The organism is Halocalculus aciditolerans (genome assembly GCF_014647475.1).
Classification (GTDB): Archaea; Halobacteriota; Halobacteria; order Halobacteriales; family Halobacteriaceae; genus Halocalculus; species Halocalculus aciditolerans.
On sequence record NZ_BMPG01000004.1, the window covers coordinates 216,786 to 237,091 of the forward strand.

The window sequence follows — 20,306 nt, forward strand, 5'->3', positions numbered from 1 at the left end:
AGACGGCCGGGAGCGGAGGTGAAGCCGGAGGCGGAGCGGCAGTCGGTTAGACGGAGAGGACGGGTTGGCTGGCGTAGAGGAGGACGTGTTCGGCGGCTTTTTCGAGGATGCTGGGGGCGGTGGTTTCGGTGGTGTCGTGGGGGACGACGAGGAAGTCGACGTCGACGGCTTCGGCGGTGTCGAGGATGACGTCGCCGGGCGTGGTCCGTTTCCGCGTCGTCGAGAACGCGTTCGCGGTGGTGGATTTCACGTCGACGGTGTCCGGGGCGAGTTCGCGGATGTCGTCGACGAACGCGCGGACGTCGTCGGCGACGGCTGCTTCTTCCACTGTTCCGGCTTCGATGTCGCGGGCGACCTGGTCGTCGAGGACGTAGAGGGCGTGGACGTCCGCGTCGTACTTCTCGGCGACGGCGACCGCGTACTCGGCGGCGGTCGCGGACGCGTCGCTCCCGTCGACGGGCACGAGGACGAGGTCCACGTCGAGTGTCATACCCGTATCTGGGACGCCGCGGGAGGTAAAACGTTCCCCTGCGGTCGGCGCGACGCCACACCCGACACTATATGCCGGGGGAGTCGGAAGGATGGGGTATGATCGAGCGAGTCGTGGTCGCGACGGACGGCTCGGAGAGCGTGGCGCGAGCCATCGAGGTCGGCGTCGACTTCGCGGAGCGCTTCGACGCGGACGTCCACGCGCTCTACGTCATCGACGCGGGCGAGCTGGAGAGCGCACCGGAGGAACTCGAACCGGAGATGAGAGCGGCGCTCGAAGAGCGCGCGGACGACGCCGTCGCCGACGTCGAAGCGCACACCGACCGCGAGGTGACGGCGGCGGTGCGGACGGGGCGGCCGGCGAGCGAGATTATCCAGTACGCCCGCGACGTCGACGCGGACGTCATCGCGACCGGGACGCGCGGCCGGCACGGCGAGAATCGCTTCCTCATCGGGAGCGTCGCCGAGCGCGTCGTGCGCTCCAGTCCCGTGCCCGTGCTCACGGTCCGACAGCTCACCTGACCGGCGGACCGCCGGTTCTTTGCCGCTCGCCCGGTTCTCTCCCGTATGGAGAAACACGTCATCGAAGACGACGACCTCGCGCCGACCCGGAAATCCCGCCTCCCCGGCACCGGGTTCTTCGTGCCGGACGACGTCCAGCGCGCCGCCGAGGACCAGGAGGTCCGCGAGCGCGCGGAAGGCGCGGACGTCCTCATCGTCACCGACCCCGACCCCGACGGGCTCGCCGCCGCCGCCATCGTGCGCGCCGCGCACGGCAGCGGCGCGCTCATCCCCGCCGGCCCGCACAACCTCGACGACGGCCTCCGCCGCGCCGCCGAGTACGGTGCCGAGGGCGCGACCGTCTACGTCTGCGACCTCTGCCCGGATGACTTCGAAGACGTCGTCGACAACCTCGCACGTCTCGTCGCCGGCGCGGACTCCGTCACCTGGTACGACCACCACCAGTGGACCGAGGACGTCGAGACCGCCGTCCGAGAGGCCGGCGTCGACCTCGTCGTCGGCGACTCCGACGAGGAGTGCACCGCCGACGTCGCCGCCCGCAGCATCGACGCCGACCTCCCCCGCCACCTGAAAGAGCTCGCCGCCGTCACCCGCGACCACGACCTCTGGATCAACGACGACCCCCGGTCGGCGGACCTCGCCGACTACTCCTACTGGACGGACGCCGAGGAGTACCTCGAAACCATCCAGGAGCACGGCGCAGACCTCCCGGCCGACGCCCAGGAGTTCCTCGCCGAGCGCCGCGTCGAGAAGGAGGACTTCATCGAGCGCGCCGTCAAACGCGCGAACTTCCACGAGATCGAGGGCGTCACCGTCGCCGCGACCTACGGCCGCTGCAGTCAGAACGAAGTCGCCGAAGAGCTCCGCGAACAGGGCGCGGACGCCGCGGTCGTCGTCAAGCCCGCGGGCTCCGCGAGCATCCGCGGGAGCGAGGGCTTCGAGAAATGCCATCTCGTCGCCCGCCGCGTGAACGGCGGCGGCCACCCGCGCGCCGCCGGCTGTAAACCCGACATCTACGACGACATGATGGATTACGCCCAGCACTGGACGACGGAGGGCGCGGTCACGAAACGCGTCATCCTCGACGCCTTCCGCGACCTCCCCGACGTCGACGAAGAAGCCGAGTAACCCTACTCGTCGATCAGCCAGCGGTCCGAGTACGCCGTTCCGCACGTGCAGTAGGCGTAGGCGTGGACGACCGCGCCCTCCGCGTAGAGACCGCCGACCTCCTCGTTCTGTTCTTCTGCGAACGCGAACCCGAGTTTCACCCGGTGGTCGTCGTCGGGTTCGTCCGCGTGCTTTGACGGGCACTCGCCGCTCGCGAGGTCGCGGTCGATGTCGCCGTCCGTGTCCATCGCGCGGCCCGCGAAGTCCATCGCGTCCATGCCGCTCACGCGCTTGAACGCCGAGCGACCCTGGTCGCCCGGGAGGACGAGCACGATCCCGTCATCGACGTCCACGCCGTACTCCGCGAGCGCGCCGAGGTCGCCGACCGTCGACTCGGAGAGGTAGACGGCGACGTCCTCCACGCGGTCGCCGTCGAGGAACTCGTCGAGTGCGTTAGTCATCGCTCACGCTACGGGGTCACTGCGGAAAAACGCGGTGGAAAGTGATTTATTCGGCGTCTTCGTCGCCCTCACCGAGGAGGGAGTCGACGTCTTCGTCGCCGCGTTCGGTGATTTTCGCGTTGACCTGCGCGGTCTCTTCGGAGAACTCGCGGCCGCGTACGGAGACGCGGCGGCGCTCGCCGTCCTTCTCCGGGTTGAAGCCGGTGCCGCCCGTGAGGAGCACGCTCTCCAGACCGGAGCCGCGGACGTCGCTGCGCATCGCGCGCCCTGCTGCGTCGCTACCGCCCGTGAGTTCGAGCGTGTAGCCGGTCAGTCCAACGGCGTCGCCGTCGACTTCGTCGCCGATTTCCCGACCGAGGAATCGATTCGCGTCCTGTCCGTCGACCTCGAGCTGGTGGGACGCACCCGACTCGGGGTCCGCCACCACCACTTGGAAACTCGCCATACGACCGACAACGGGGAGTGCGCCCTAAAACCCGTCGAATACCGACTCACGGCGAGGCTGGGGCGGACAGGCGACGACGACGGCCCGCCGAGCGCGTGTCGCACAACCGCGAACGCCCGACGGTAACTCGCTAACGCATACGCCCACTTCGCCGCGTCATCGCATGTGAAGGCTCGGACGAGAGACGGGGGCGGAAAAACCGCTGCAAGCGTTCGGCGACCGAGTGGTCCGTTAGGACCCGGTAGGTCGCCGATTCACCCGCGGCTTCGCCGCGAGGCCGACGACTGAGGGACCGCAGGGACCGAAGGAGGAGTGCTTTTGGTGGAGCTTTTACCGAGCGAAGCGCCCCTTGGGCGCTGAGCGCAGCGTAAAAGGTCCTCTAGAAGGGATAGTCGCGTTCGTCGTGCTGGATGCTGATCCACTTGGTCTCGGTGATTTCGTGGAGGTAGGCGTCGGAGTTGTAGGAGCCCATGCCGGATGCGCCGACGCCGCTGAAGGGGACGTGGGCTTCGTCGTTGATGGGTTGGTCGTTGATGTGGACGTTCCCGGTTTCGAGGCGGTCGGCGATGTGTTTCGCGAGTTCGAGGTCGCCGGCGTGGACGGCCCCGGAGAGCCCGTAGTCGGTGGCGTTCGCGAGTGCGACGGCTTCGTCGGTGTCGCTGTAGGGGATGACGGGGGCGATGGGGCCGAAGTGCTCGTTGCAGGCGGCGGCCATGTCGTTCGTGACGTCGGAGAGGACGGTCGGTTGAACGACGAGGGAGTCCTCGGTACCGTCGATTTCTTCGACGCTGCCGCCCGTTTCGAGGGTTGCGCCCTGTTCGATGGTTTCCTCGACGTAGCCGAGCATCTCGTCGCGCTGGGATTCGTCGATGATGGGGCCGACGACGGTGTCGGCGTCGTGTGCGCTGCCGACGGGGAGGTCGCTCGCGCGCGCGGCGAGTTTCTCGACGTACTCGTCGTAGATGTCCTCGTGGACGATGTGGCGGTTGATGGAGATGCAGACCTGGCCTTGGTGGACGAAGGAGCCGAAGGTCGCGGCGTCGACGGCGCGGTCGACGTCGGCGTCGGCGGTGACGACGTGCGCGTTGTTCCCGCCGAGCTCCATCGCGGGGACGGCGAGGTTGCCGCCGGCGAGGCTGGCGACGTGCTTGCCGACCTCCGTACTGCCCGTGAAGGCGACGACGTCGCTCTCCGGGTGGCTGGCGACGCGGTCGCCGATGTCGGAGCCCTTCCCGGTGACGACGTTCAGGAGGCCGTCGGGGAGGCCGGCGTCCTCGAAGAGCTTCGCGAACAGCAGGCCGCCCGTGATGGGCGAGTTAGTACTTGGTTTGAGGACGACGGCGTTCCCGGCGGCGATTGCGGGCGCGACGGCGCGCATCGTGAGGTTCAGCGGGAAGTTCCACGGCGTGATGGCCGTGACGACGCCTTTCGGCTCGCGCTGCACGAGGTTCTCCTTCCCGGGGATGTTCGAGTGGGCGTGTTCGCCCTTCATCCGGCGGGGGAGCGTCGCGGCTTCGCCCGCCTGGTCGGACGCGATCTGTACGGACGTCTCGCCCATGATCTGCGTGCCGCCGACTTCGTGGGTGAGGAGGTCGGCGACGTCCGCCTTGTGCGCTTGGAGGGTTTCGAGCGCCGTCCGGACGGCCTCCTCGCGGGCCGCGGGCGGCGTCTCCCGCCACTGTTTCTGGGCTTCGGCGGCGGCCTCGTAGGCCGCGTCGACGTCGTCCTCGGTGCCGGCGGGGACGGTCGCGACCTGCTCGCGCGTCGACGGGTCCTCGTCCGCGAGGGCGTCGCGGTCGCCGCGAGCGACCCACTCGCCGCCGACGTAGAGCGCGTCCCAGTTCGCGTCGATGTCGAAGGTCTCCGGAGGCATGACATCGCGACGTACGGTGGCGTCCCCGATAAGCCGCGGTGAACCCGCGAGGCCCGCACGCACCCGTAGCTTCATGAGGAGGTGCGGCCGCTCGAGAAGCGGGGAGTGAGAGCGAAACGAGAAGGTAGGGCGGAGTCGGCGTGGTCAGTCGCTCAGCGGCATGCCGCCGATGGGGACGACGGTGCGGTCCCACGCCCAGTTGACGACCTCCGCGGAGGAGGTGTACATGGCGAGGAGGCCGGTGAGGATGCCGACGTAGCCGCCGAGGGTCGCGGTTCCGTAGCCGAGGTCACCGAGTCCGAGGAGGAGGAAGGTGATCGTCAGCGTGAGGAAGACGGACCAGAGCGCCCAGTTGAGTTTGAACGTCGCCACCCACATGTAGGCCGTGAAGAGCCCCCAGAGGAGGAGCGTCACGCCGACGGTGGTTCCGTCGACCGAGAGCCAGCCGTTCCCCGCGAAGAGGAGGAGCAGGCCGAACCACCACCAGAAAGCACCGTAGCTACTGAAGGCGGTGTAGCCGAACGTGTTTCCTTCCTTGTACTCGAGGATGCCGGCGAACAGCTGGCAGGTCCCACCGAACGCGAGCGCGAGCGGGAGGACGACGGATTCGCCGGCGCTGGGGAGGATGCCGCCGTTGATGAGGCTCAACAGGACGGTGGTCAGTCCGAACGCGACGAGTCCGAGCGGTGCAGGGTTTGCGGTGTCTGTGTTGGCTGGCATTGTTAGTTCCCCCGTACTTCGGCCTGGATGTCGGCGACGATCTCGGGGTTGCGGAGCGTCGACGTGTCACCGAGTTCTTCGCCGTCCGAGATCTCTTCGAGGAGACGGCGCATGATCTTCCCGGAGCGGGTCTTCGGGAGTTCGGGCGTGAAGATGATTTTCGACGGTCGCGCGATCGGCCCGATCTTGTCTTCGACGGCGGCTTCGATAGCCGCGCGGACGGCGTCCTCGCCACCGGCGTCGTCTTCGAGGATGACGTAGGCGTGGACGACTTCGCCCTTGATGTCATCGTCAGCGCCGACGACGGCGGCTTCGGCGACGCCGTCGGCCGAGACGACCGCGGACTCGATCTCCATCGTTCCCAGCCGGTGGCCGGAGATGTTGACGACGTCGTCGACGCGGCCGACAACGGTGATGTAGCCTTCGTCGTCGATCTTCGCGCCGTCCTCCGGGAAGTACACCCAGTCGTCGGGGTCGTCGGAGTCAGTGTCCGAGTACTCAGCCCAGTACTCCTCGATGAACCGCTCGTCGTTCTTGTAGAGCGTGCGGAGCATCCCCGGCCACGGCTTGTCCACGGTGAGGTAGCCAGCGCCGCCCGATGGGACTTCCTCGCCGTCGCCGTCGACGACTCGAGCGTCGACACCGGGGACGGGAGGGCCGGCGCTCCCGGGTTTCATGTTCGAGACGCCGGGAAGCGTCGTGATCATGTGGCCGCCGGTCTCCGTCTGCCACCACGTGTCGACGATCGGGCAGGACTCTCCCCCGATATGTTTGTAGTACCACTTCCAGGGTTTGGGATTGATCGGTTCGCCGACCGTCCCAAGCAGTCGGAGGCTGGAGAGGTCGTGACGCCCCGGATACTCACTCCCCCACTTCATGAAGGAGCGAATCGCGGTCGGTGCCGTGTAGAACTGCGTGACGTCGAGGTCTTCGACGATCTCCCAGAACCGGTCGCGCTCCGGATAGTCCGGGCCGCCCTCGTACATCACGGTCGTCGTCCCGAGCGCGAGCGGCCCGTAGACGATGTAGGAGTGCCCCGTGATCCAGCCGATGTCGGCCGAGCAGAAGTAGGTGTCCTCGGGTTTGATGTCGAGGACGGTCTGCGAGGTCCACGCCGTCCACGCGAGATAGCCCGCCGTCGTGTGTTTCACCCCCTTCGGTTGGCCGGTAGTGCCGGAGGTGTACATTAAGAAGAGCATGTCTTCGGCGTCCCGTTCGACCGGCTCGACCGTCGCGCCCTCGTGTTCGGCAACGAGGTCGTCGTAGTCGTGCTCGCTCTCGTGGAGGTCGTGGCCGGGGCCGTCGTCCCCGAGCCGGTCGACGACGACCGTCTCGACGTCGTGGTCGACGTCCTCGAGCCCCTCCCGGGATTTCGAGAGGTGGTCGAGCGCGTCGCCGCGTCGATAGTAGCCGTCGGCCGTGATGAGATACTCCGAGTCGGCGGCGTTCATGCGCTCTGCGAGCGCGTTCGCAGAGAACCCGGCGAAGACGACGGAGTGCGGCGCGCCGATGCGCGCGCAGGCGAGGAGCGCGATCGGGTGAGCGGGGATCATCGGCATATGCATCGTGACGACGTCGTCCTCGCCGACACCGAGGTCGCGGAGCGCCGCCGCGAACTCGTTCACCTCGCGGTGGAGCTCCTCGTAGGTGATCGAGCGGTCGGCCTCCTCCGTGGGTTCGCCGACCCACTCGATGGCGACTTCGTCCCCGCGGTCGTCGAGGTGGCGGTCGACGCACTCGTAGGAGGCGTTGATCTTCCCGCCGGTGAACCACTCGTAGAACGGCGGGTTCGAGTCGTCGAGCACCTGATCGTAGTCATCGTACCAGTCGAGAAGGTCGGCGGCCTGCTCCCAGCAGCCCGGCCAGTTCTCCTCGAACTCCTCGTAGATCCCTTCGTCGGTGACGTTCGCCTGCTCGACGAACTCCGCCGGCGGCTCGAACTCGTCCTGTTCGGCCAGTCGGGTTTCGAGATTGTTGTCTTCTACCATGCCAGGTAATAACGCATGAAGGAACCAACATAAACATTCATTCTAATTAATTCAAGAAGGGGCTTAGAACAGGGCGGATCGCGACGCTCAGGCAGCGTCGAACAGCACCGTGAAGAGCTTCTGTTGGGCTTTCCGGAGGTGGTTGTGGAGCGTCGGCGCTGACACCCCCATGGAGTCGGCGAGCTCCTCCGCGGTGCTCCCCCGCGGCCACTCGAAGTAGTCGGCGAAGTACGCCGCCTGAAGCGCTGAGCACTGCTTCTCCGTGAGGGTCTCGTCGAGCGTCCGATAGAGGTCACCCGTGAGGGGGCTGCGGGACGCCTCCCGTTTCGCCTGGAAGGAGACTCCCGGAAAGGTCGAGGTGACCCGTTCGACGATGGCGCGGACGTCGTGGCCGCTCGGGAAGACGACGGAGAGGCGTGCGGCCCCGTCGGCAGCGGTCAAAGATTCGACGGCACCGCCGAGTTCGACGAGCGTCACCGTGGGGGACGGCTCGCGGAGGACGAGTTCCAGCCGTACGCGGTCGCCGATATCCCGGATGAGTCGGGCGTCGGAGACGGCGTCGCTGTCGGCGGCTCGCTCGAGGAACGCTTCCGCCGACGTCCCGGTGGCGGCGACGAAGCAGAGGAGCGCGTGGTCGGGGGCGGGCACCAAGCCGTCGAGGTGGAGCTCGCAGTCGAGAGCGGCCGACGCTGCCGCGAAGAACGACTCGGCGTCCGCTTCGAAGACGAGTTCGACGCCGGTTTCCGAGAACAACAGCTCCTTGCGTTCGGTCGCCGCAATCACCCAGCCGACGCGACGCCCCGCGTCGGTGAGGAGGCGATGGAGGCCGTGCGTCGGCCGCGACGCATCGACGGCGACGCAGAGCAGGCCGTGTGTCTGGTCGCCGGAGCGAACCGCGGTCGCGGCCAGCGTCCGCTCGCGCTCGGCGACGCCGGTGTCGAGCGCTCGTTCGACGAACCGGACGCTGTCGAGGCCGCCGTGACTCTCGATGATCGCGTCGAGCGCGTCCGCGACAGCCGCACGCTCGTCCGCGTCCTCGAGGCCGACGCACGCCCGGACACTCCCGTTCGCGTCGCAGACCGCAGCAGCGTCGTACGCGTCGGAGAGCGTCTCGCAGGCGCGTTGCTCCGCGTCGGCCCTGGTGGAGACGTCGTCGAGCGCGACCCCCAGCGCGGTCGACGTCGCGTCGACCGACGATCCGGCGGGGCCGGCGGGAGCACCGGTCTTCTGGGGCGTGGCCTCGTCCACCCCGTTGCTGTCGGGTTCGCCGTCTGCTCCGTCCGCGTTGTCCGACCACGCGTCGTGGAGCGCGGCGGCGACCGCTCGGTCGGTCGGCGGGTCGATGTACGGCTCCAGACTCCCGAGATGCGACCAGCCGCCCGTCGCCTGGACGATGCGCGGATCGACGCCGTCGTCGACGAGGAGCCGGCGGGCGAAGTACGCGCGGAGGTCGCGCGTGGACACGTCGGCGAGGCGGTCGTCGCCGGCGGCAGCGCGTTCGGCGACCGTCGAGACGAGCATCTGGAGACGGCGGGGCGTCACGTCGAAGATCCGGTCGGTGGACGCGATACCGGTGGCGTTGACGTATTTCCGGACGTCGTCCGCGACGTCGGGGGGGACGTACGCCGTCCGCTCTTCGCCGTCGGATCGGACGCGGAAGCAGTCGTGGGTCGCGTCGTCGCCGCGGCGCGTGAGATCCGCTGGTCGGAGGGTGGCGAGCTCTACCGGCCGCAGCCCGGCTTCCCCGCAGAGCGCGACGACGAGGTCCTCGCGGTACGACTCAGTCGCGTCGCGAAGACGCTCGTACTCGGCGTCAGTAAGCGCGTCGCCGTCCGGATGTCGCGCCATCTCGATTCGTTTTCCTCACTATCACGAAATAAGTGTTGCGCGGCGAGAACGACGACGAGTCGAGTTGTGAGGTGAGACGTGTGGCTCTATACGGCGAGCGATTTCGGATACGCTACTTACTCCGAAACGTCGGTGACGGATTCGAGCTCGCCGACGATCTCGGGGTTGCGCAGCACGCTCGTGTCCGAGACCCCCTCGCCCGTGGCGATCTGTCGGAGGTGGCGGCGCATCACCTTCCCGGAGCGGGTCTTCGGGAGGTCGGGCGTGAAGACGACGGTCGCCGGCGTCGCGAACGCACCGACGTCGCGGGCGACAGCGTCTCGAACGCGCTCGCGGATCGCGGACGCGGGCCCGGTGCCTCGCTGCAGGCTGACGTACGCGTACGGCGTCACGCCGCCGGCGTCGACGCCGACCACCGCCGCCTCCGCCACGCCCTCGACGCCGACGATAGCGGCTTCGATTTCGTGCGTCCAGAGCCGCCGGCCGTCGAGGTCGAGCGCGTCGTCCTCCCGACCGAGCAGGTGGACGTAGCCGTCGGCGTCCACGGTCGCCGCGTCCCCGGTCCGGTAGCGCCACGCCTCGGGCGCGTTCCCCGTCGACTCCCCGACGTCGACCCCCATCCCCGGGAAGGGGCGAGTGAGGACGAGCGACCCCGAATCGCCGGTGTCGACGGAGTTGCCGCGCGCGTCGACGATATCTACCGACACGCCCGGGAGCGGCGGGCCGACCGCCTCCGGACGCATGCCGTCAACGCCCGGGAGGGTGGAGAGGAGGACGCCGCCGGTCTCCGTCTGCCACCACGTGTCGACGACGGCGCACGACTCGCGGCCGACGTGCTCGTAGTACCACTCCCACGTCGCCTCGTCGGTCGGCTCACCGACCGTGCCGAGCAGTCGGAGACTCGAGAGGTCGTGTCTGTCGACGTGGTCCGACCCCCACTTCGCGAACGCACGAATGACCGTCGGTGCGGTGTAGAAGACCTCGACGCCGTTGCGCTCGATGACCTCCCAGAGGTGGTCGCGCTCCGGGTAGTCCGACGTCCCCTCGTAGAGCACGGTCGTCGCACCGAGCGCGAGCGGCCCGTAGACGGTGTAGGAGTGACCCGTGATCCAGCCGATATCCGCAGTACACCAGTACGTATCCCCCGGCTCGAGGTCGAGGACGGCGTGCGTCGTCCACGCGACCTGTGCGAGATAGCCGCCCGTCGTGTGTCGAATCAGCGTCGGCTCACCGGTCGTCCCGGACGTCTGAATCTCGAACAGTGGGTCGTTCGCCGCGCGAGCCACGGGGGCGACGGTTTCCCCCCAGTAATCCGCGACGAACGCCGCATAATCGGTGTAGTTGTCGCCGTGCGGGCGGTCGTCGTCGAGTCGGTCGACGACGATCCGGTCGACCGACTGAGGGACGTCGAGGCAGGCGTTGTCGGCCTTCCGCTTCAGGTCGTACGCCGTCCCACGCCGGTAGTAGCCGTCACAGGCGAAGAGGACGGCGGACCCGGTGTCCGCGAGCCGCGTCGCGAGCGCGTCCGCCGAGTATCCCGCGAAGACGACGGAATGCACCGCGCCGATGCGCGCGCACGCCAGCATCGCGATGGGGAGCTCGGGCACCATCGGCATGTAGAGCGTGACGACGTCGTCCGCCTCGACGCCGCGGTCGCGGAGCGCCGCCGCGAGCGCGTTCACCTCCCGGGAGAGGTCGTGGTACGTGTACGTCCGCGTCTCACCGAGTCGTCCCTCCCACCGGAGCGCCGTCTGGCTCTTCCGGCCGGCCTCGACGTGCCGGTCGATACAGTTGTACGAGGCGTTCAGCTCGCCGCCCGCGAACCAGTCGTATCCGTCCGTGGCGTCGAGGACACGTTCGTACGGCGTCATCCAATCGAGATAGTCGGCCGCTCGCGCCCAGCACTCCGGCCACTCCCGGTCCACCCCGCGAGCCGTGACGTTCGCCTGCTCGACGAACGCCGCCGGCGGGTCGACCAGCGCGTTCTCCGTGTCACGGACTCCTCCTCGAAACGACATCCCATCGGTCATCTGGTGTAGTGCTACTAGTACGTCTCCGCCCCGACGTCAATAATCATGCGGCCCGCTAGCAGTATCCCGGGTAGTTCGAGGAGGGATCGCACCCGACGACGGCGGGCACCGACGGGCCCAAACCACTCCGCGGCGTACGCCCAGCTATGGACATTCGGTTCCTCGGCGGCGTCCGCGAGGTCGGTCGGAGCGCCGTCCTCGTGAACGACTCCCTCCTCCTCGACTTCGGGATGCTCACCGGGACCCCCCCGCAGTTCCCCGTCGAGACGCCCGAGCCGGACGCCGTCGTCGTCTCCCACGGCCACCTCGACCACGTCGGCGCGCTCCCCGGCCTCCTCTCCGGCGCGAACAGACCCGACATCCACTGGACGCCCCCGACGTACGAGCTCACGCTCACGCTCGCCCGCGACACGCTCAAACTCCACGGCGGCACGCTCCACTGCCCGTTCACGGAGAACGACGTCAAACGCGTCACCGAAGTCTCACGAACCCACGGCTACCGGGAGACCTTCGAGGCCGCCGGCCACGACGTCACCTTCTACAACGCCGGCCACATCCCCGGGAGCGCGCACGTCCTCATCGACGACGGCGACACCCGACTCCTCTACACCGGCGACTTCCACACTGACGACCAACGCCTCGTCGCCGGAACGACCGCGCGACCGGACGCCGACGTCGTCATCTGCGAGAGCACGTACAGCGACGTGGAGCACGACCCGCGCGCGGCCGTCGAAGCGCGGTTCGCACAGAGCGTCAAGACGACGCTCTGGGAGGGCGGCACGGTCGTCGTCCCCGCGTTCGCCATCGGGCGCACCCAGGAGATCCTGCTCGTCTGCGAAGCCCACGACATCCCCTGCTACGTCGACGGCATGGGGAAACAGGTGACCGAGATGCTGCGGCAGTACCCCGAGTTCGTCCGCGACGCCGACGCCCTCCGCCGCGCCAAATCCCACGCCCGCTTCGTCACCGGCCGCGACGGCCAGCGGAAACGCATCGCCGACCAGAACGCCGCCATCGTCACCACCAGCGGGATGCTCTCCGGCGGCCCCGCCATGACCTACGTCCCCGCGATTCGCGCGAACCCCACGAACAAGGTCGCCATGACCGGCTACCAGGTCGAGGGAACGCCCGGCCGGGACCTCCTCGAAACCGGGAGCGCCGAACTCGACGGCCGCCGAATGCCCGTCAGCGCGCAGGTCGAACAGTACGACTTCTCCGCGCACGCCGACCGCGACGGCCTCCGCGACTTCCTCGACGCGTACACGGACACGCCCGTCGTCGTGAACCACGGCGACCGCTGTGAGGCCTTCGCCGCAGCACTCGAAACCGACGGCTTCGACGCCACCGCGCCCGCACACGGCGAGGAACACACCTACTGACCGACGCGTCATCACTCGCCGCGCGAGCGCTCGCGATCACTTGAAGGCGTAACGTCACCGGACACCGCGGGTCAGCAGCGTGGCGGCTACAGTCGGTCTGAGAGTGTCGTTTTCGCTCAGCATCGCCGTCACGGGTCGCGTCAATCCCCGCCGCTACCCGCAAGCGAGGGCGAGGGTTGCACGCGCGAGCGCCCTTAACCCGACGGAAGCCGTACACGTGCGTAATGAGTGACCGCACCGACCGAGAAACCGACCAGGCCGCCGGCCAGCAGGCATCCCTGGACGTCGCCCCCGAACTCACACACGATGAACGTGACTGAGGAATCCGACGCTCGCGAGCGCGACGACGCCCACCTCCAAGACGTCGAGCCCGGCGCGGGCTGCACGGAGATCTGGGAGCACCTCTCCGAAGAGCGCGACGAACAGACCGAGGAGTAAGATGGTTGTACGCCGCGGGGCCTACACGTCCCTATGAGTGAAGACGGGACGCCGCCGGTCGACCGCGAATCTCCCGTCGGCGAACCGGTCGTTCGCGGCGACGAGCGCGTCACCGGCGAACGCGCCCGCGACGCCGTCCGCTTCGACCCCGACGACCCCGAGAGCATCGAGGACGCCACACAGACCGTCCGCGACTTCGCCCTCGGCAACCTCCCCGACGACGAACTCGCCATGCTCCGCGGCGCTGCCGCCTGCGCCGCCCTCGTCCGCGCCGAACAGTCCTACACGGCCGCCGCCGAACGCGCCGGCAGCGACGTCACCGTCTCCTTCATCCGAAAGTGGGCGCGCGTTCACGACCTCCCCCGACCCGTCCGCCGGCACGTCGCCCTCGGCCACATCCCCCCGACCGCCGCGAAACACATCGCGCGCGTCTCCGGCGACGCCCGCTACCAGCTCGCCTGGGCCGTCATCGACACCGACCTCACCGTCCGCGGCGTCCGCGCGCTCGCCAGCGACATCGCCGACGGCCGCGACGTCGCCGACGCCCTCCGCGACCACGGCATCACCCCCGGCCGCATCACCGTCGACCTCCCCCTCGACACCTACCGCGACCTCCGCCGCACCGCCGCCGAGAACGGCCAGCAACCCGGCGACATCATCGCCGACGCCCTCGAGCACTACCTCGAAGAGTAACCCTCCCGCAACGGGCGAGGCGTCCGCCCTGCGGTTCGTAAACGTTTAACCACTCCCCCGCCTCAGCTACGAGTACGGGCCGGTAGCTCAGTTTGGCAGAGCGTCTGGCTTTTAACCAGACGGCCGCGTGTTCAAATCGCGCCCGGCCCGCTTCTCTCGCGAACCACACCGAACACCCGAAGGTGTGTTCGGTCGATCTGTGAGCGAGTGTGCGGGCTCGCGCGATTTGACCACCAGACGGGGCGAGCGAAGCGAGCCCCGGCCAGTGTTCAAATCGCTGTTCAGCGATTCGGACGAGCGAGTCAGAGCGCCCGAACGAGGTGAGACCGTCGTCTCGGCCAGTGTTCGAATCGCGCCCGGCCCGCTCGTCCCGCGAACCCAACACCGCGCCGTGGTCGCCACTCGGTCAGGAGATGCGGTTCGGCGTCGACGGCGGCGGCTGTCAGTGGCGTGCGTCGGTGTGTCGGTTTTTAGGGATGAGGCGTCGAAGGCGGAGGTATGAGCGAGGAGGCGTCCGAGGTCCGGGTGGACTCTCGGTGGTGGTACTGGATCGGGGTGTTGGTCGTGGTGACGGTCGTCGAGATAGGGCTCGGGGTGTTGCTCGTCGGGGCGGTCGCGGCGACGCTGGTGTCGCAGGGCCAGCCGCCGACGGGGGCGCTCGTCGTCGCGGTTCCCTACCTCGTGTTCGCGCTCGCGGTGCGGGTCATCTTCCCGCTCGCCGTGTTCCGGGACGCGACCGCAGTGCGAGACGCGGACGTCGAGTGGTCGCCGGAGCCCTGGAACTGGGCGCTCGTCGCCGTCGTCGGCTTCTTCGTACCCGTGTTCGACACGGCGGTCGCGCTCTACTACCTCTACCGGCGACACCGCGCCGTCGGCGTCCCCTAGTCCGGTAAGTTGAGGTGGGCGGACGACGACGCTCGAAGTATGAACGCGCGATTCGACGACATCGACACGCTCGACTGGGTCGGCATCCCCATGGGCGTCGTTCTCGCTCTCGTCGGCCTGATGACGCTCGTCGGGATGCCCTGGCAGTACGCGAACAGCATCGCCGTGACCGCCGGACAGATTCTCGGCAGCCTCCTCCTCCTCGTCGGCGGCCTCGGGTTCGCCTACTACCTCTACAGCACGCGGTAACGCCGCGTCGATGCCCGCGCCCGACCACGTCGTCACGATATACACGCGCGAGCAGTGCCACCTCTGCGACGACGCGAAAGCCGCCGTCGAAGCCGTCGCCGCCCGCGTCGACGCGACCGTCGACATCGAACTCGTCGACGTCGACACCGACCCCGATCTCCGAGCCGAGTACGGCGACCGCGTGCCCTACGTCCTCGTCGACGGCGCGCCGAAGTTCAAATACCGCGTCGACCGCGGCGAACTCGAAACCATGCTCGACTGAACGGCTTCGTCGCCCAGCGGAACGACGGCAGGAAACGAGAGAACGGAACGACGCGAAGAACGGGGTTACTCCGTGTCGTCCTCTTCGGGCTGCACGACGACCGTGATGAGACCGACGAGGACGCCGAGGACGCCGAGGAGAATCGAGTACCGCGGGAAGGCCTCCGGGACGAGCGCGACGGAGAGCAGCGCGAGCGCTGCGAGTTTCGTCGCGCGGTCGAGGAGGAAGTACACCCGCGGGGAGACGCGGGGAGTGTGAGTCGGTGGCATTGTGTGTGATTTGTGGGGTTAGTCCGCGTCGGCCTCTGCGGCCGTCTCACTCGGATCCTCGACGTCTCGCCGCTCGACGCCGCGTTTCAGGACCACGTACGTGATGAGGCCCCAGAGGACCGGGACGACGACCGTCAGTATCTGGAGCGGCAGGAGCACGCCGCCCGACGTCGTCTCGACGCCGAATAGCGCGAGGAACTTCACGAGGCCGGTGTTCATCCCCGCGATGGAGAGGATGAGCACCATCGTGATCGCGGCGACGCCGACCGCCGTCTGCTTGGGGCGGCGAATCGGGTCAGCCGTGAAGTGAACCTCCCTGTCGCTGTAGTCGATGAACGGCCACAGCACGAGCACCGTCGCGATGATACCCGGCGCGATGACGCCGCCGACGAATTCGGTCTTCGGCACGAACGTCACGATCTTCAGGATGCCGAACACCCACATCAGATACCAGTCCGGTGCGACGCTTCCCGGCGTGCTCGTCGGGTTGTTCGGCCCCCAGATCGGGAGGCGCTGCACCGGGAAGAACGCCGCGAGCAACGCGATGACGCCGAGCACGCCGAGGAAGACCACGACCGTGACCGCGGCCTGGTTCGGCACGAGCGGCACGCCGACCACGCGGGACTGGTCGTTCTCCTCGACGCCGTGTTGCTCGTCGGAGTCACGCGTCCCCTTCTGCTCCGTGTGCTTCTGCCGGACGAGCAAGAGCATGTGGACCGCGATGAGTCCGCCGATGATGAGCGGGATGAGGAACGTGTGGAAGAAGAACAACCGCGGGAGGATGACGGCCGCGTTGTCCGGCCACTCCCCGCCGAAGATCAGGAGTTTCAGCGTCTCACCGACGTACGGGATCGAACCCGCGATCGTGAACGCGATCCCCGTCGCCGTCGACGCGTACTCGTCGAACGGGAGCGCGTACCCGAACACGGCCTCGCCGAGGCTGATGAAGAGGAGCGTCGCGCCGACGACCCAGTTGAGCTCGCGGGGGTTCCGGTACGCACCGCTGAAGAACACGCGCAGCATGTGCAGGCCGATCGCCGCGATGAACACGAACGCCGCCCAGTGGTGGACCATCCGCGTGAACATCCCGAACGGCACGTCGTACGTGATACGCAGCACGCTCGCGAACGCGACCGGGACCTCCGTTCCCGCGTACTGCGCCGCCGCGCCCGTGTACTCGGTCGCCGCCGCGCCCGGCCGGTAGAGCAAGCCGAGGAACGTCCCCGTCATCACGAGGATGACGAAGGAGAACAGGGAGACCTCGCCCAGGAGGAACGACGCGTACTTGTCCTCCGGGAAGGCCTTTCCAAGGAACTGGTCGTTCAAATCGAGGCGGTCGTCGAGCCACGTGTACACCCGGCTCTGCCCGTAGCCGCCGTCGTCGTCCGTCTCTAACTGATTAGGGGTGTTGTCTTCTGTCGCCATTGAGTTACTCCGTGACACCGATCGGACCCTCGAACGGCCCGGTTGCCATGATCAAACTACCGTCCTCCGTGAAGCCGATCGGGAGCTGGGGGAGCGGCCGCGGGGCCGGTCCGCCGGTGACCTTACACCCCTGCAGGGGGTTGAACTCCGACTGGTGGCAGGGACAGTGCAGATTCCGGTTGTTCGGCCCGGACCGCTGACTGACCGAACACCCCGCGTGCGTGCACACGCCGGAGTACGCCACGTACCCCTGCACCGTCCCGTCGGTATTCGTCGGCTCCTGAAAGTCGCCCTCGCTGAACCGCAGGAGGAGCGTCGTCGTCTTCCCCGTCACGAGCGCTCCGCCGCCTTCCTGCTCCGGGAAGACGGTCAGCATCTCACCGCTCCCCTCCTCGATGGCGTCCGCTTTGATGCGGTTCCCCTCCTCGTCGACGAGGTGAACGCCCTTCGTGTAGATGTTCTTGTAGGTCAGCTCGCGGCCGCCGGTGACCGCGGCGTTCTCCACGCCCGTGAGCGCGGACACGGCGAAACTCCCGATCGCCGCCGCGCCAGCGACACCAGCGAGGAACGTCGCCGCGTTCCGCCGCGTCGTCCGAATCGTGTCATCTGGCGACGGCGGCACCTCGTCCGCCTGCTCGGTCTGTCCGTCCGGTTCGACGCTCGTCTCGACTTCGGATTCGGTGTCGTCTGCACTCATGTTAGTGGTCGCGCTCCTCCGCCACCTCGATGGACGGAATGAAGTACGTCGTATAGCACGTGACGAGTTCCGCGAGCGAGAAACACAGCAACGCTGTGTACACGCCGAGGAACTGGAGCCGTGACTGCGAGAACGCCTCCGCGCCGAGGAGTGCCGCGAACAACACGGACAGGAAGGCGAACAGGCCGACGAGCCAGACGCCCTTCAGATCCGCGCGAGCCGGCCAGTACGCCACGATGGAGCGGTACTCGGACTCGACGAAGCTCGGAACGTCGGGGAGCGGGCCCTCCTCGCCGGAGAGCGGTTCACCCCGCCGTCCCACCCGGTTGATGAACCGGGCCTGCCAGCCGACGAACCCCATAATCGCGAAGAGGCCGAGCCAGCTCAGTATTCCCGCCATCTGCACGGAAATCTCGGTCGGGGAGTTAATGAAGTGCCCCGTCGGGGCGAGCGTGCTGTTCTCCGGTTGCTGGACTGCAATCGTCTCGAAGCTGTTGTGGCCGCTAACAGACGCCACTCCCCACATCGGTAGGAGGACGGCGGCTATCAACAGCAGTACGATGGCCGTTTCCCTTCTCATGTTCTGGAACCTTTGGTCGTACCGCGAACTGCGCGGCGACGCGGCAGTTGACTTACCCGTGACTTCGGTACGTCGGATACATCGTTGTTTCGATTGCGCGAAGCCGAAATCCCACACGGCGCTTCCGAAACACACTCAACACCGCCGCGTCAAGACCCACAAGAGAGACTCCACACCGGGACTTGCACATGAAACGAAGACAGTTCCTCTCCACGGCGGCCGGCACCGGCGTCGCGAGCACAGCGATCATCGGCACCGCAGCAGCCCAAGAGTCCGAGGGCGGCGACCCGCGACAGGGCAGCGGAACCGAAGACGACCCCTACATCGTCGAGATGCACACCGAAGGGAGCGAGTATCTCTTCGACCCCGTCGGCCTCTACGTCGAGCCCGGCGACACCGTCCGCTGGGTCAACGCCAGCGGCGCGCACTCGACGGCCTCATACTCACCGGAGAACCCGCGCGCCGAAGTCAGCCTCATCCCCGAGGACGCAGAACCCTGGAACAGCGGCGTCTTCCAGGAACAAGGCGCGACGTTCGACTACACCTTCGAAGCCGAAGGAACCTACGACTACTACTGCGAGCCCCACAAGACGCTCGGGATGGTCGCCCGCATCGTCTGCGGCGAACCCGGCGGCCCCGCCGAAGAAAACGAGATTCCCGACGACGTCGGTGCCGGCGTCCTCCCGCCCTCCGACACCATCGTCGAAGATCTCGCGCTCTCCTACCCGTACTTCCCCGACACGGGCGCCGGGAGCCTCCCCGGACTCGCCATCGGCGGCATCAGTCTGTTCGCACTCGCGAACGCCTACCTCCTCTCCGACTACGACATCTCCTCCGGCCGCTACGGAGAGGACGCCCCCGACGACACCCAGACCGGGCGCGACTAACGACCTAACGCCTTCCCGGTCGGACCGGGCTTAACGAAATCAGTCACTCGCGGAGCAAGTCCCCGTACTTCTCGCGGACCTTCCGGAGCTTCGGCTGTGTGTTCACCTGACAGTACGTCGACCCGGGATTCTTCTCGAAGTAATCCTGATGGTACGCCTCCGCCTCGTAGAACTCCGTCCGCGGCTCGACCTCCGTCACGATATCCTCGTAGACGCCCTCCGACTCCAACTCCTCGACGAACGATTCGACGGCCTCCCGCTGCTCGTCGTTCTCGTAGAACACTGCCGACCGATACTGACTCCCGACGTCCGGCCCCTGTCGGTTCAACGTCGTCGGATCGTGTACGGTGAAGAACACTGCGAGCAGCTGCTCGTAGGTGATCTCCTCGGGGTCGAACGCGACCTCGATGACCTCCGCATGTCCGGTGTCGCCCTCACAGACCGCCTCGTACGACGGGTCCTCGACGTGCCCGCCCGCGTACCCGCTCGTCACCTCCTCCACACCGCGTAGCTCTTTGAACACCGCCTCCACACACCAGAAACAACCGCCGGCGAACGTCGCCCGCTCGTGCTCGCTCATACACGAGTTTGACCGCGCAAAACAATGAACGCACGGGTCGTGACACTCAACACACTCCCGAGAACCAGCCCAGTCGTCGACCCGCTGCGCAATTCACACCACGGCGTGCAATCCAGACGATGACGAAAGCCGCAACTTCGCGCGAAACACGGCGTCGCCACTCGCGAACGAGAATACCGAAAAGCCAAGGGCCGGATTTGAACCACAGTCGCTACCGCTCCCTGATTCGAATCCGACGACGTCTCTCGGACCTCGCTTCGCTCGCTCAAAAGAGCCAAGGGCCGGATTTGAACCGGCGGTGGGCGGCTCTGCAGGCCGCTGCGTTAGGCCGGACTCTGCCACCTTGGCACGCAATACTCGGTAAACGCGACGACCGCTTAAGGATAGCGGTCCCCGCTAACCGCAACGCTACGAGTATACCGAGAAAAATCCCCGAACAACAACAGCCCCGATGGCTGTCGCTCCTCGGAGACTAATGA

The 20,306-nt window shown here is 67.5% G+C and carries 22 protein-coding genes and 2 tRNA genes; 10 read left to right on the top strand and 14 right to left on the bottom strand.

The annotated features are described in order from the left end of the window. Positions 1–46 precede the first annotated feature (46 nt). A complete protein-coding gene (locus IEY26_RS14745) occupies positions 47–490 on the bottom strand; it encodes a universal stress protein (protein ID WP_188980291.1) in 444 nt (147 codons plus the stop codon). Between the two features lie 98 nt (positions 491–588). On the opposite strand from IEY26_RS14745, the gene IEY26_RS14750 reads away from it, so the two are divergent. Both IEY26_RS14750 and IEY26_RS14755 read left to right on the top strand, forming a co-directional pair. Continuing rightward, on the top strand, positions 589–1,011 hold the full coding sequence (locus tag IEY26_RS14750; RefSeq protein ID WP_188980293.1) for a universal stress protein: 423 nt from the start codon (positions 589–591) through the stop codon (positions 1,009–1,011). Positions 1,012–1,056: 45 nt separating this feature from the next. Continuing rightward, positions 1,057–2,139 (top strand): DHH family phosphoesterase, encoded by a 1,083-nt coding sequence (locus IEY26_RS14755; protein ID WP_188980295.1) that lies wholly within the window; start codon positions 1,057–1,059, stop codon positions 2,137–2,139. A 2-nt stretch (positions 2,140–2,141) separates the two neighbouring features. On the opposite strand, the gene IEY26_RS14760 is transcribed toward IEY26_RS14755, so the two are convergent. The 7 genes from IEY26_RS14760 to IEY26_RS14790 form a co-directional block, all read right to left on the bottom strand. Then, a complete protein-coding gene (locus IEY26_RS14760) occupies positions 2,142–2,579 on the bottom strand; it encodes a DUF5807 family protein (RefSeq protein WP_188980297.1) in 438 nt (145 codons plus the stop codon). Positions 2,580–2,625: 46 nt separating this feature from the next. After that, the gene (locus tag IEY26_RS14765; RefSeq protein ID WP_188980299.1) at positions 2,626–3,024 is read right to left on the bottom strand and encodes a 30S ribosomal protein S6e; all 399 of its coding nucleotides are present in this window, start codon (positions 3,022–3,024) and stop codon (positions 2,626–2,628) included. Between the two features lie 379 nt (positions 3,025–3,403). Beyond that, complete coding sequence (locus IEY26_RS14770) at positions 3,404–4,897, bottom strand: aldehyde dehydrogenase family protein (protein ID WP_188980301.1); 1,494 nt, start codon at positions 4,895–4,897, stop codon at positions 3,404–3,406. 144 nt (positions 4,898–5,041) lie between these two features. After that, positions 5,042–5,617: an acetate uptake transporter gene (locus tag IEY26_RS14775; RefSeq protein ID WP_188980303.1), complete on the bottom strand. Its 576-nt coding sequence runs from the start codon at positions 5,615–5,617 to the stop codon at positions 5,042–5,044. 2 nt (positions 5,618–5,619) lie between these two features. Continuing rightward, positions 5,620–7,605, bottom strand: a complete 1,986-nt coding sequence (gene acs / locus IEY26_RS14780; protein ID WP_188980304.1) for an acetate--CoA ligase — start codon at positions 7,603–7,605, stop codon at positions 5,620–5,622. Between the two features lie 87 nt (positions 7,606–7,692). Further along, positions 7,693–9,453 (bottom strand): bacterio-opsin activator domain-containing protein, encoded by a 1,761-nt coding sequence (locus tag IEY26_RS14785; protein ID WP_188980306.1) that lies wholly within the window; start codon positions 9,451–9,453, stop codon positions 7,693–7,695. A gap of 116 nt (positions 9,454–9,569) precedes the next feature. Next, on the bottom strand, positions 9,570–11,483 hold the full coding sequence (locus IEY26_RS14790) for an acetate--CoA ligase (RefSeq protein WP_188980308.1): 1,914 nt from the start codon (positions 11,481–11,483) through the stop codon (positions 9,570–9,572). 146 nt (positions 11,484–11,629) lie between these two features. Between IEY26_RS14790 and IEY26_RS14795 the strand changes: the two genes are divergently transcribed. From IEY26_RS14795 to IEY26_RS14820, 7 genes are all read left to right on the top strand, one after another. Then, positions 11,630–12,862 (top strand): MBL fold metallo-hydrolase, encoded by a 1,233-nt coding sequence (locus IEY26_RS14795; RefSeq protein ID WP_188980310.1) that lies wholly within the window; start codon positions 11,630–11,632, stop codon positions 12,860–12,862. 306 nt (positions 12,863–13,168) lie between these two features. After that, positions 13,169–13,300 (top strand): hypothetical protein, encoded by a 132-nt coding sequence (locus IEY26_RS17695; RefSeq protein ID WP_268239816.1) that lies wholly within the window; start codon positions 13,169–13,171, stop codon positions 13,298–13,300. A 33-nt stretch (positions 13,301–13,333) separates the two neighbouring features. After that, complete coding sequence (locus IEY26_RS14800; RefSeq protein WP_188980312.1) at positions 13,334–13,993, top strand: DUF7119 family protein; 660 nt, start codon at positions 13,334–13,336, stop codon at positions 13,991–13,993. A gap of 76 nt (positions 13,994–14,069) precedes the next feature. Next, positions 14,070–14,143 (top strand) — tRNA-Lys (locus tag IEY26_RS14805). Positions 14,144–14,491: 348 nt separating this feature from the next. Beyond that, entirely contained in the window at positions 14,492–14,878 is a 387-nt protein-coding gene (locus IEY26_RS14810) for a hypothetical protein (protein ID WP_188980314.1), read from the top strand. Between the two features lie 39 nt (positions 14,879–14,917). Then, positions 14,918–15,127, top strand: coding sequence for a hypothetical protein (locus tag IEY26_RS14815; protein WP_188980315.1), 210 nt, complete (start codon positions 14,918–14,920; stop codon positions 15,125–15,127). A gap of 10 nt (positions 15,128–15,137) precedes the next feature. Next, positions 15,138–15,389 carry a glutaredoxin family protein gene (locus IEY26_RS14820; RefSeq protein ID WP_188980316.1) on the top strand — a complete coding sequence of 84 codons (252 nt, stop codon included), beginning with the start codon at positions 15,138–15,140 and terminating at the stop codon, positions 15,387–15,389. Positions 15,390–15,454: 65 nt separating this feature from the next. Here the strand turns inward: IEY26_RS14820 and IEY26_RS14825 are convergent, their stop codons facing one another. Genes IEY26_RS14825 through IEY26_RS14840 form a run of 4 tightly spaced genes read right to left on the bottom strand, consistent with a single transcriptional unit; the run spans position 15,455 to position 18,360 of the window. Further along, the gene (locus IEY26_RS14825; RefSeq protein WP_188980317.1) at positions 15,455–15,658 is read right to left on the bottom strand and encodes a hypothetical protein; all 204 of its coding nucleotides are present in this window, start codon (positions 15,656–15,658) and stop codon (positions 15,455–15,457) included. 18 nt (positions 15,659–15,676) lie between these two features. Beyond that, complete coding sequence (locus tag IEY26_RS14830; protein ID WP_188980318.1) at positions 15,677–17,083, bottom strand: cytochrome b; 1,407 nt, start codon at positions 17,081–17,083, stop codon at positions 15,677–15,679. Between the two features lie 4 nt (positions 17,084–17,087). Then, entirely contained in the window at positions 17,088–17,780 is a 693-nt protein-coding gene (locus IEY26_RS14835; protein ID WP_188980319.1) for a QcrA and Rieske domain-containing protein, read from the bottom strand. A gap of 1 nt (position 17,781) precedes the next feature. Next, positions 17,782–18,360: a hypothetical protein gene (locus IEY26_RS14840; protein ID WP_188980321.1), complete on the bottom strand. Its 579-nt coding sequence runs from the start codon at positions 18,358–18,360 to the stop codon at positions 17,782–17,784. Positions 18,361–18,548: 188 nt separating this feature from the next. Here IEY26_RS14840 and IEY26_RS14845 point away from each other — a divergent pair, with 188 nt between their 5' ends. Further along, positions 18,549–19,247, top strand: a complete 699-nt coding sequence (locus tag IEY26_RS14845) for a plastocyanin/azurin family copper-binding protein (protein WP_188980324.1) — start codon at positions 18,549–18,551, stop codon at positions 19,245–19,247. A 43-nt stretch (positions 19,248–19,290) separates the two neighbouring features. Here IEY26_RS14845 and msrA read toward each other — a convergent pair whose 3' ends face one another. Further along, on the bottom strand, positions 19,291–19,827 hold the full coding sequence (msrA, locus tag IEY26_RS14850) for a peptide-methionine (S)-S-oxide reductase MsrA (RefSeq protein WP_188980326.1): 537 nt from the start codon (positions 19,825–19,827) through the stop codon (positions 19,291–19,293). 272 nt (positions 19,828–20,099) lie between these two features. Further along, positions 20,100–20,175: transfer RNA gene (locus IEY26_RS14855), tRNA-Cys, on the bottom strand. Positions 20,176–20,306: the final 131 nt, after the last annotated feature.

Excerpts from the sequence above, each read along its gene's own strand:
- IEY26_RS14745 (WP_188980291.1), bottom strand. The coding sequence starts at position 490 with ATGACACTCGACGTGGACCTCGTCCTCGTGCCCGTCGACGGGAGCGAC.
- IEY26_RS14750 (WP_188980293.1), top strand. The coding sequence starts at position 589 with ATGATCGAGCGAGTCGTGGTCGCGACGGACGGCTCGGAGAGCGTGGCG.
- IEY26_RS14755 (WP_188980295.1), top strand. The coding sequence starts at position 1,057 with ATGGAGAAACACGTCATCGAAGACGACGACCTCGCGCCGACCCGGAAA.
- IEY26_RS14760 (WP_188980297.1), bottom strand. The coding sequence starts at position 2,579 with ATGACTAACGCACTCGACGAGTTCCTCGACGGCGACCGCGTGGAGGAC.
- IEY26_RS14765 (WP_188980299.1), bottom strand. The coding sequence starts at position 3,024 with ATGGCGAGTTTCCAAGTGGTGGTGGCGGACCCCGAGTCGGGTGCGTCC.
- IEY26_RS14770 (WP_188980301.1), bottom strand. The coding sequence starts at position 4,897 with ATGCCTCCGGAGACCTTCGACATCGACGCGAACTGGGACGCGCTCTAC.
- IEY26_RS14775 (WP_188980303.1), bottom strand. The coding sequence starts at position 5,617 with ATGCCAGCCAACACAGACACCGCAAACCCTGCACCGCTCGGACTCGTC.
- acs (WP_188980304.1), bottom strand. The coding sequence starts at position 7,605 with ATGGTAGAAGACAACAATCTCGAAACCCGACTGGCCGAACAGGACGAG.
- IEY26_RS14785 (WP_188980306.1), bottom strand. The coding sequence starts at position 9,453 with ATGGCGCGACATCCGGACGGCGACGCGCTTACTGACGCCGAGTACGAG.
- IEY26_RS14790 (WP_188980308.1), bottom strand. The coding sequence starts at position 11,483 with ATGACCGATGGGATGTCGTTTCGAGGAGGAGTCCGTGACACGGAGAAC.
- IEY26_RS14795 (WP_188980310.1), top strand. The coding sequence starts at position 11,630 with ATGGACATTCGGTTCCTCGGCGGCGTCCGCGAGGTCGGTCGGAGCGCC.
- IEY26_RS17695 (WP_268239816.1), top strand. The coding sequence starts at position 13,169 with ATGAACGTGACTGAGGAATCCGACGCTCGCGAGCGCGACGACGCCCAC.
- IEY26_RS14800 (WP_188980312.1), top strand. The coding sequence starts at position 13,334 with ATGAGTGAAGACGGGACGCCGCCGGTCGACCGCGAATCTCCCGTCGGC.
- IEY26_RS14810 (WP_188980314.1), top strand. The coding sequence starts at position 14,492 with ATGAGCGAGGAGGCGTCCGAGGTCCGGGTGGACTCTCGGTGGTGGTAC.
- IEY26_RS14815 (WP_188980315.1), top strand. The coding sequence starts at position 14,918 with ATGAACGCGCGATTCGACGACATCGACACGCTCGACTGGGTCGGCATC.
- IEY26_RS14820 (WP_188980316.1), top strand. The coding sequence starts at position 15,138 with ATGCCCGCGCCCGACCACGTCGTCACGATATACACGCGCGAGCAGTGC.
- IEY26_RS14825 (WP_188980317.1), bottom strand. The coding sequence starts at position 15,658 with ATGCCACCGACTCACACTCCCCGCGTCTCCCCGCGGGTGTACTTCCTC.
- IEY26_RS14830 (WP_188980318.1), bottom strand. The coding sequence starts at position 17,083 with ATGGCGACAGAAGACAACACCCCTAATCAGTTAGAGACGGACGACGAC.
- IEY26_RS14835 (WP_188980319.1), bottom strand. The coding sequence starts at position 17,780 with ATGAGTGCAGACGACACCGAATCCGAAGTCGAGACGAGCGTCGAACCG.
- IEY26_RS14840 (WP_188980321.1), bottom strand. The coding sequence starts at position 18,360 with ATGAGAAGGGAAACGGCCATCGTACTGCTGTTGATAGCCGCCGTCCTC.
- IEY26_RS14845 (WP_188980324.1), top strand. The coding sequence starts at position 18,549 with ATGAAACGAAGACAGTTCCTCTCCACGGCGGCCGGCACCGGCGTCGCG.
- msrA (WP_188980326.1), bottom strand. The coding sequence starts at position 19,827 with ATGAGCGAGCACGAGCGGGCGACGTTCGCCGGCGGTTGTTTCTGGTGT.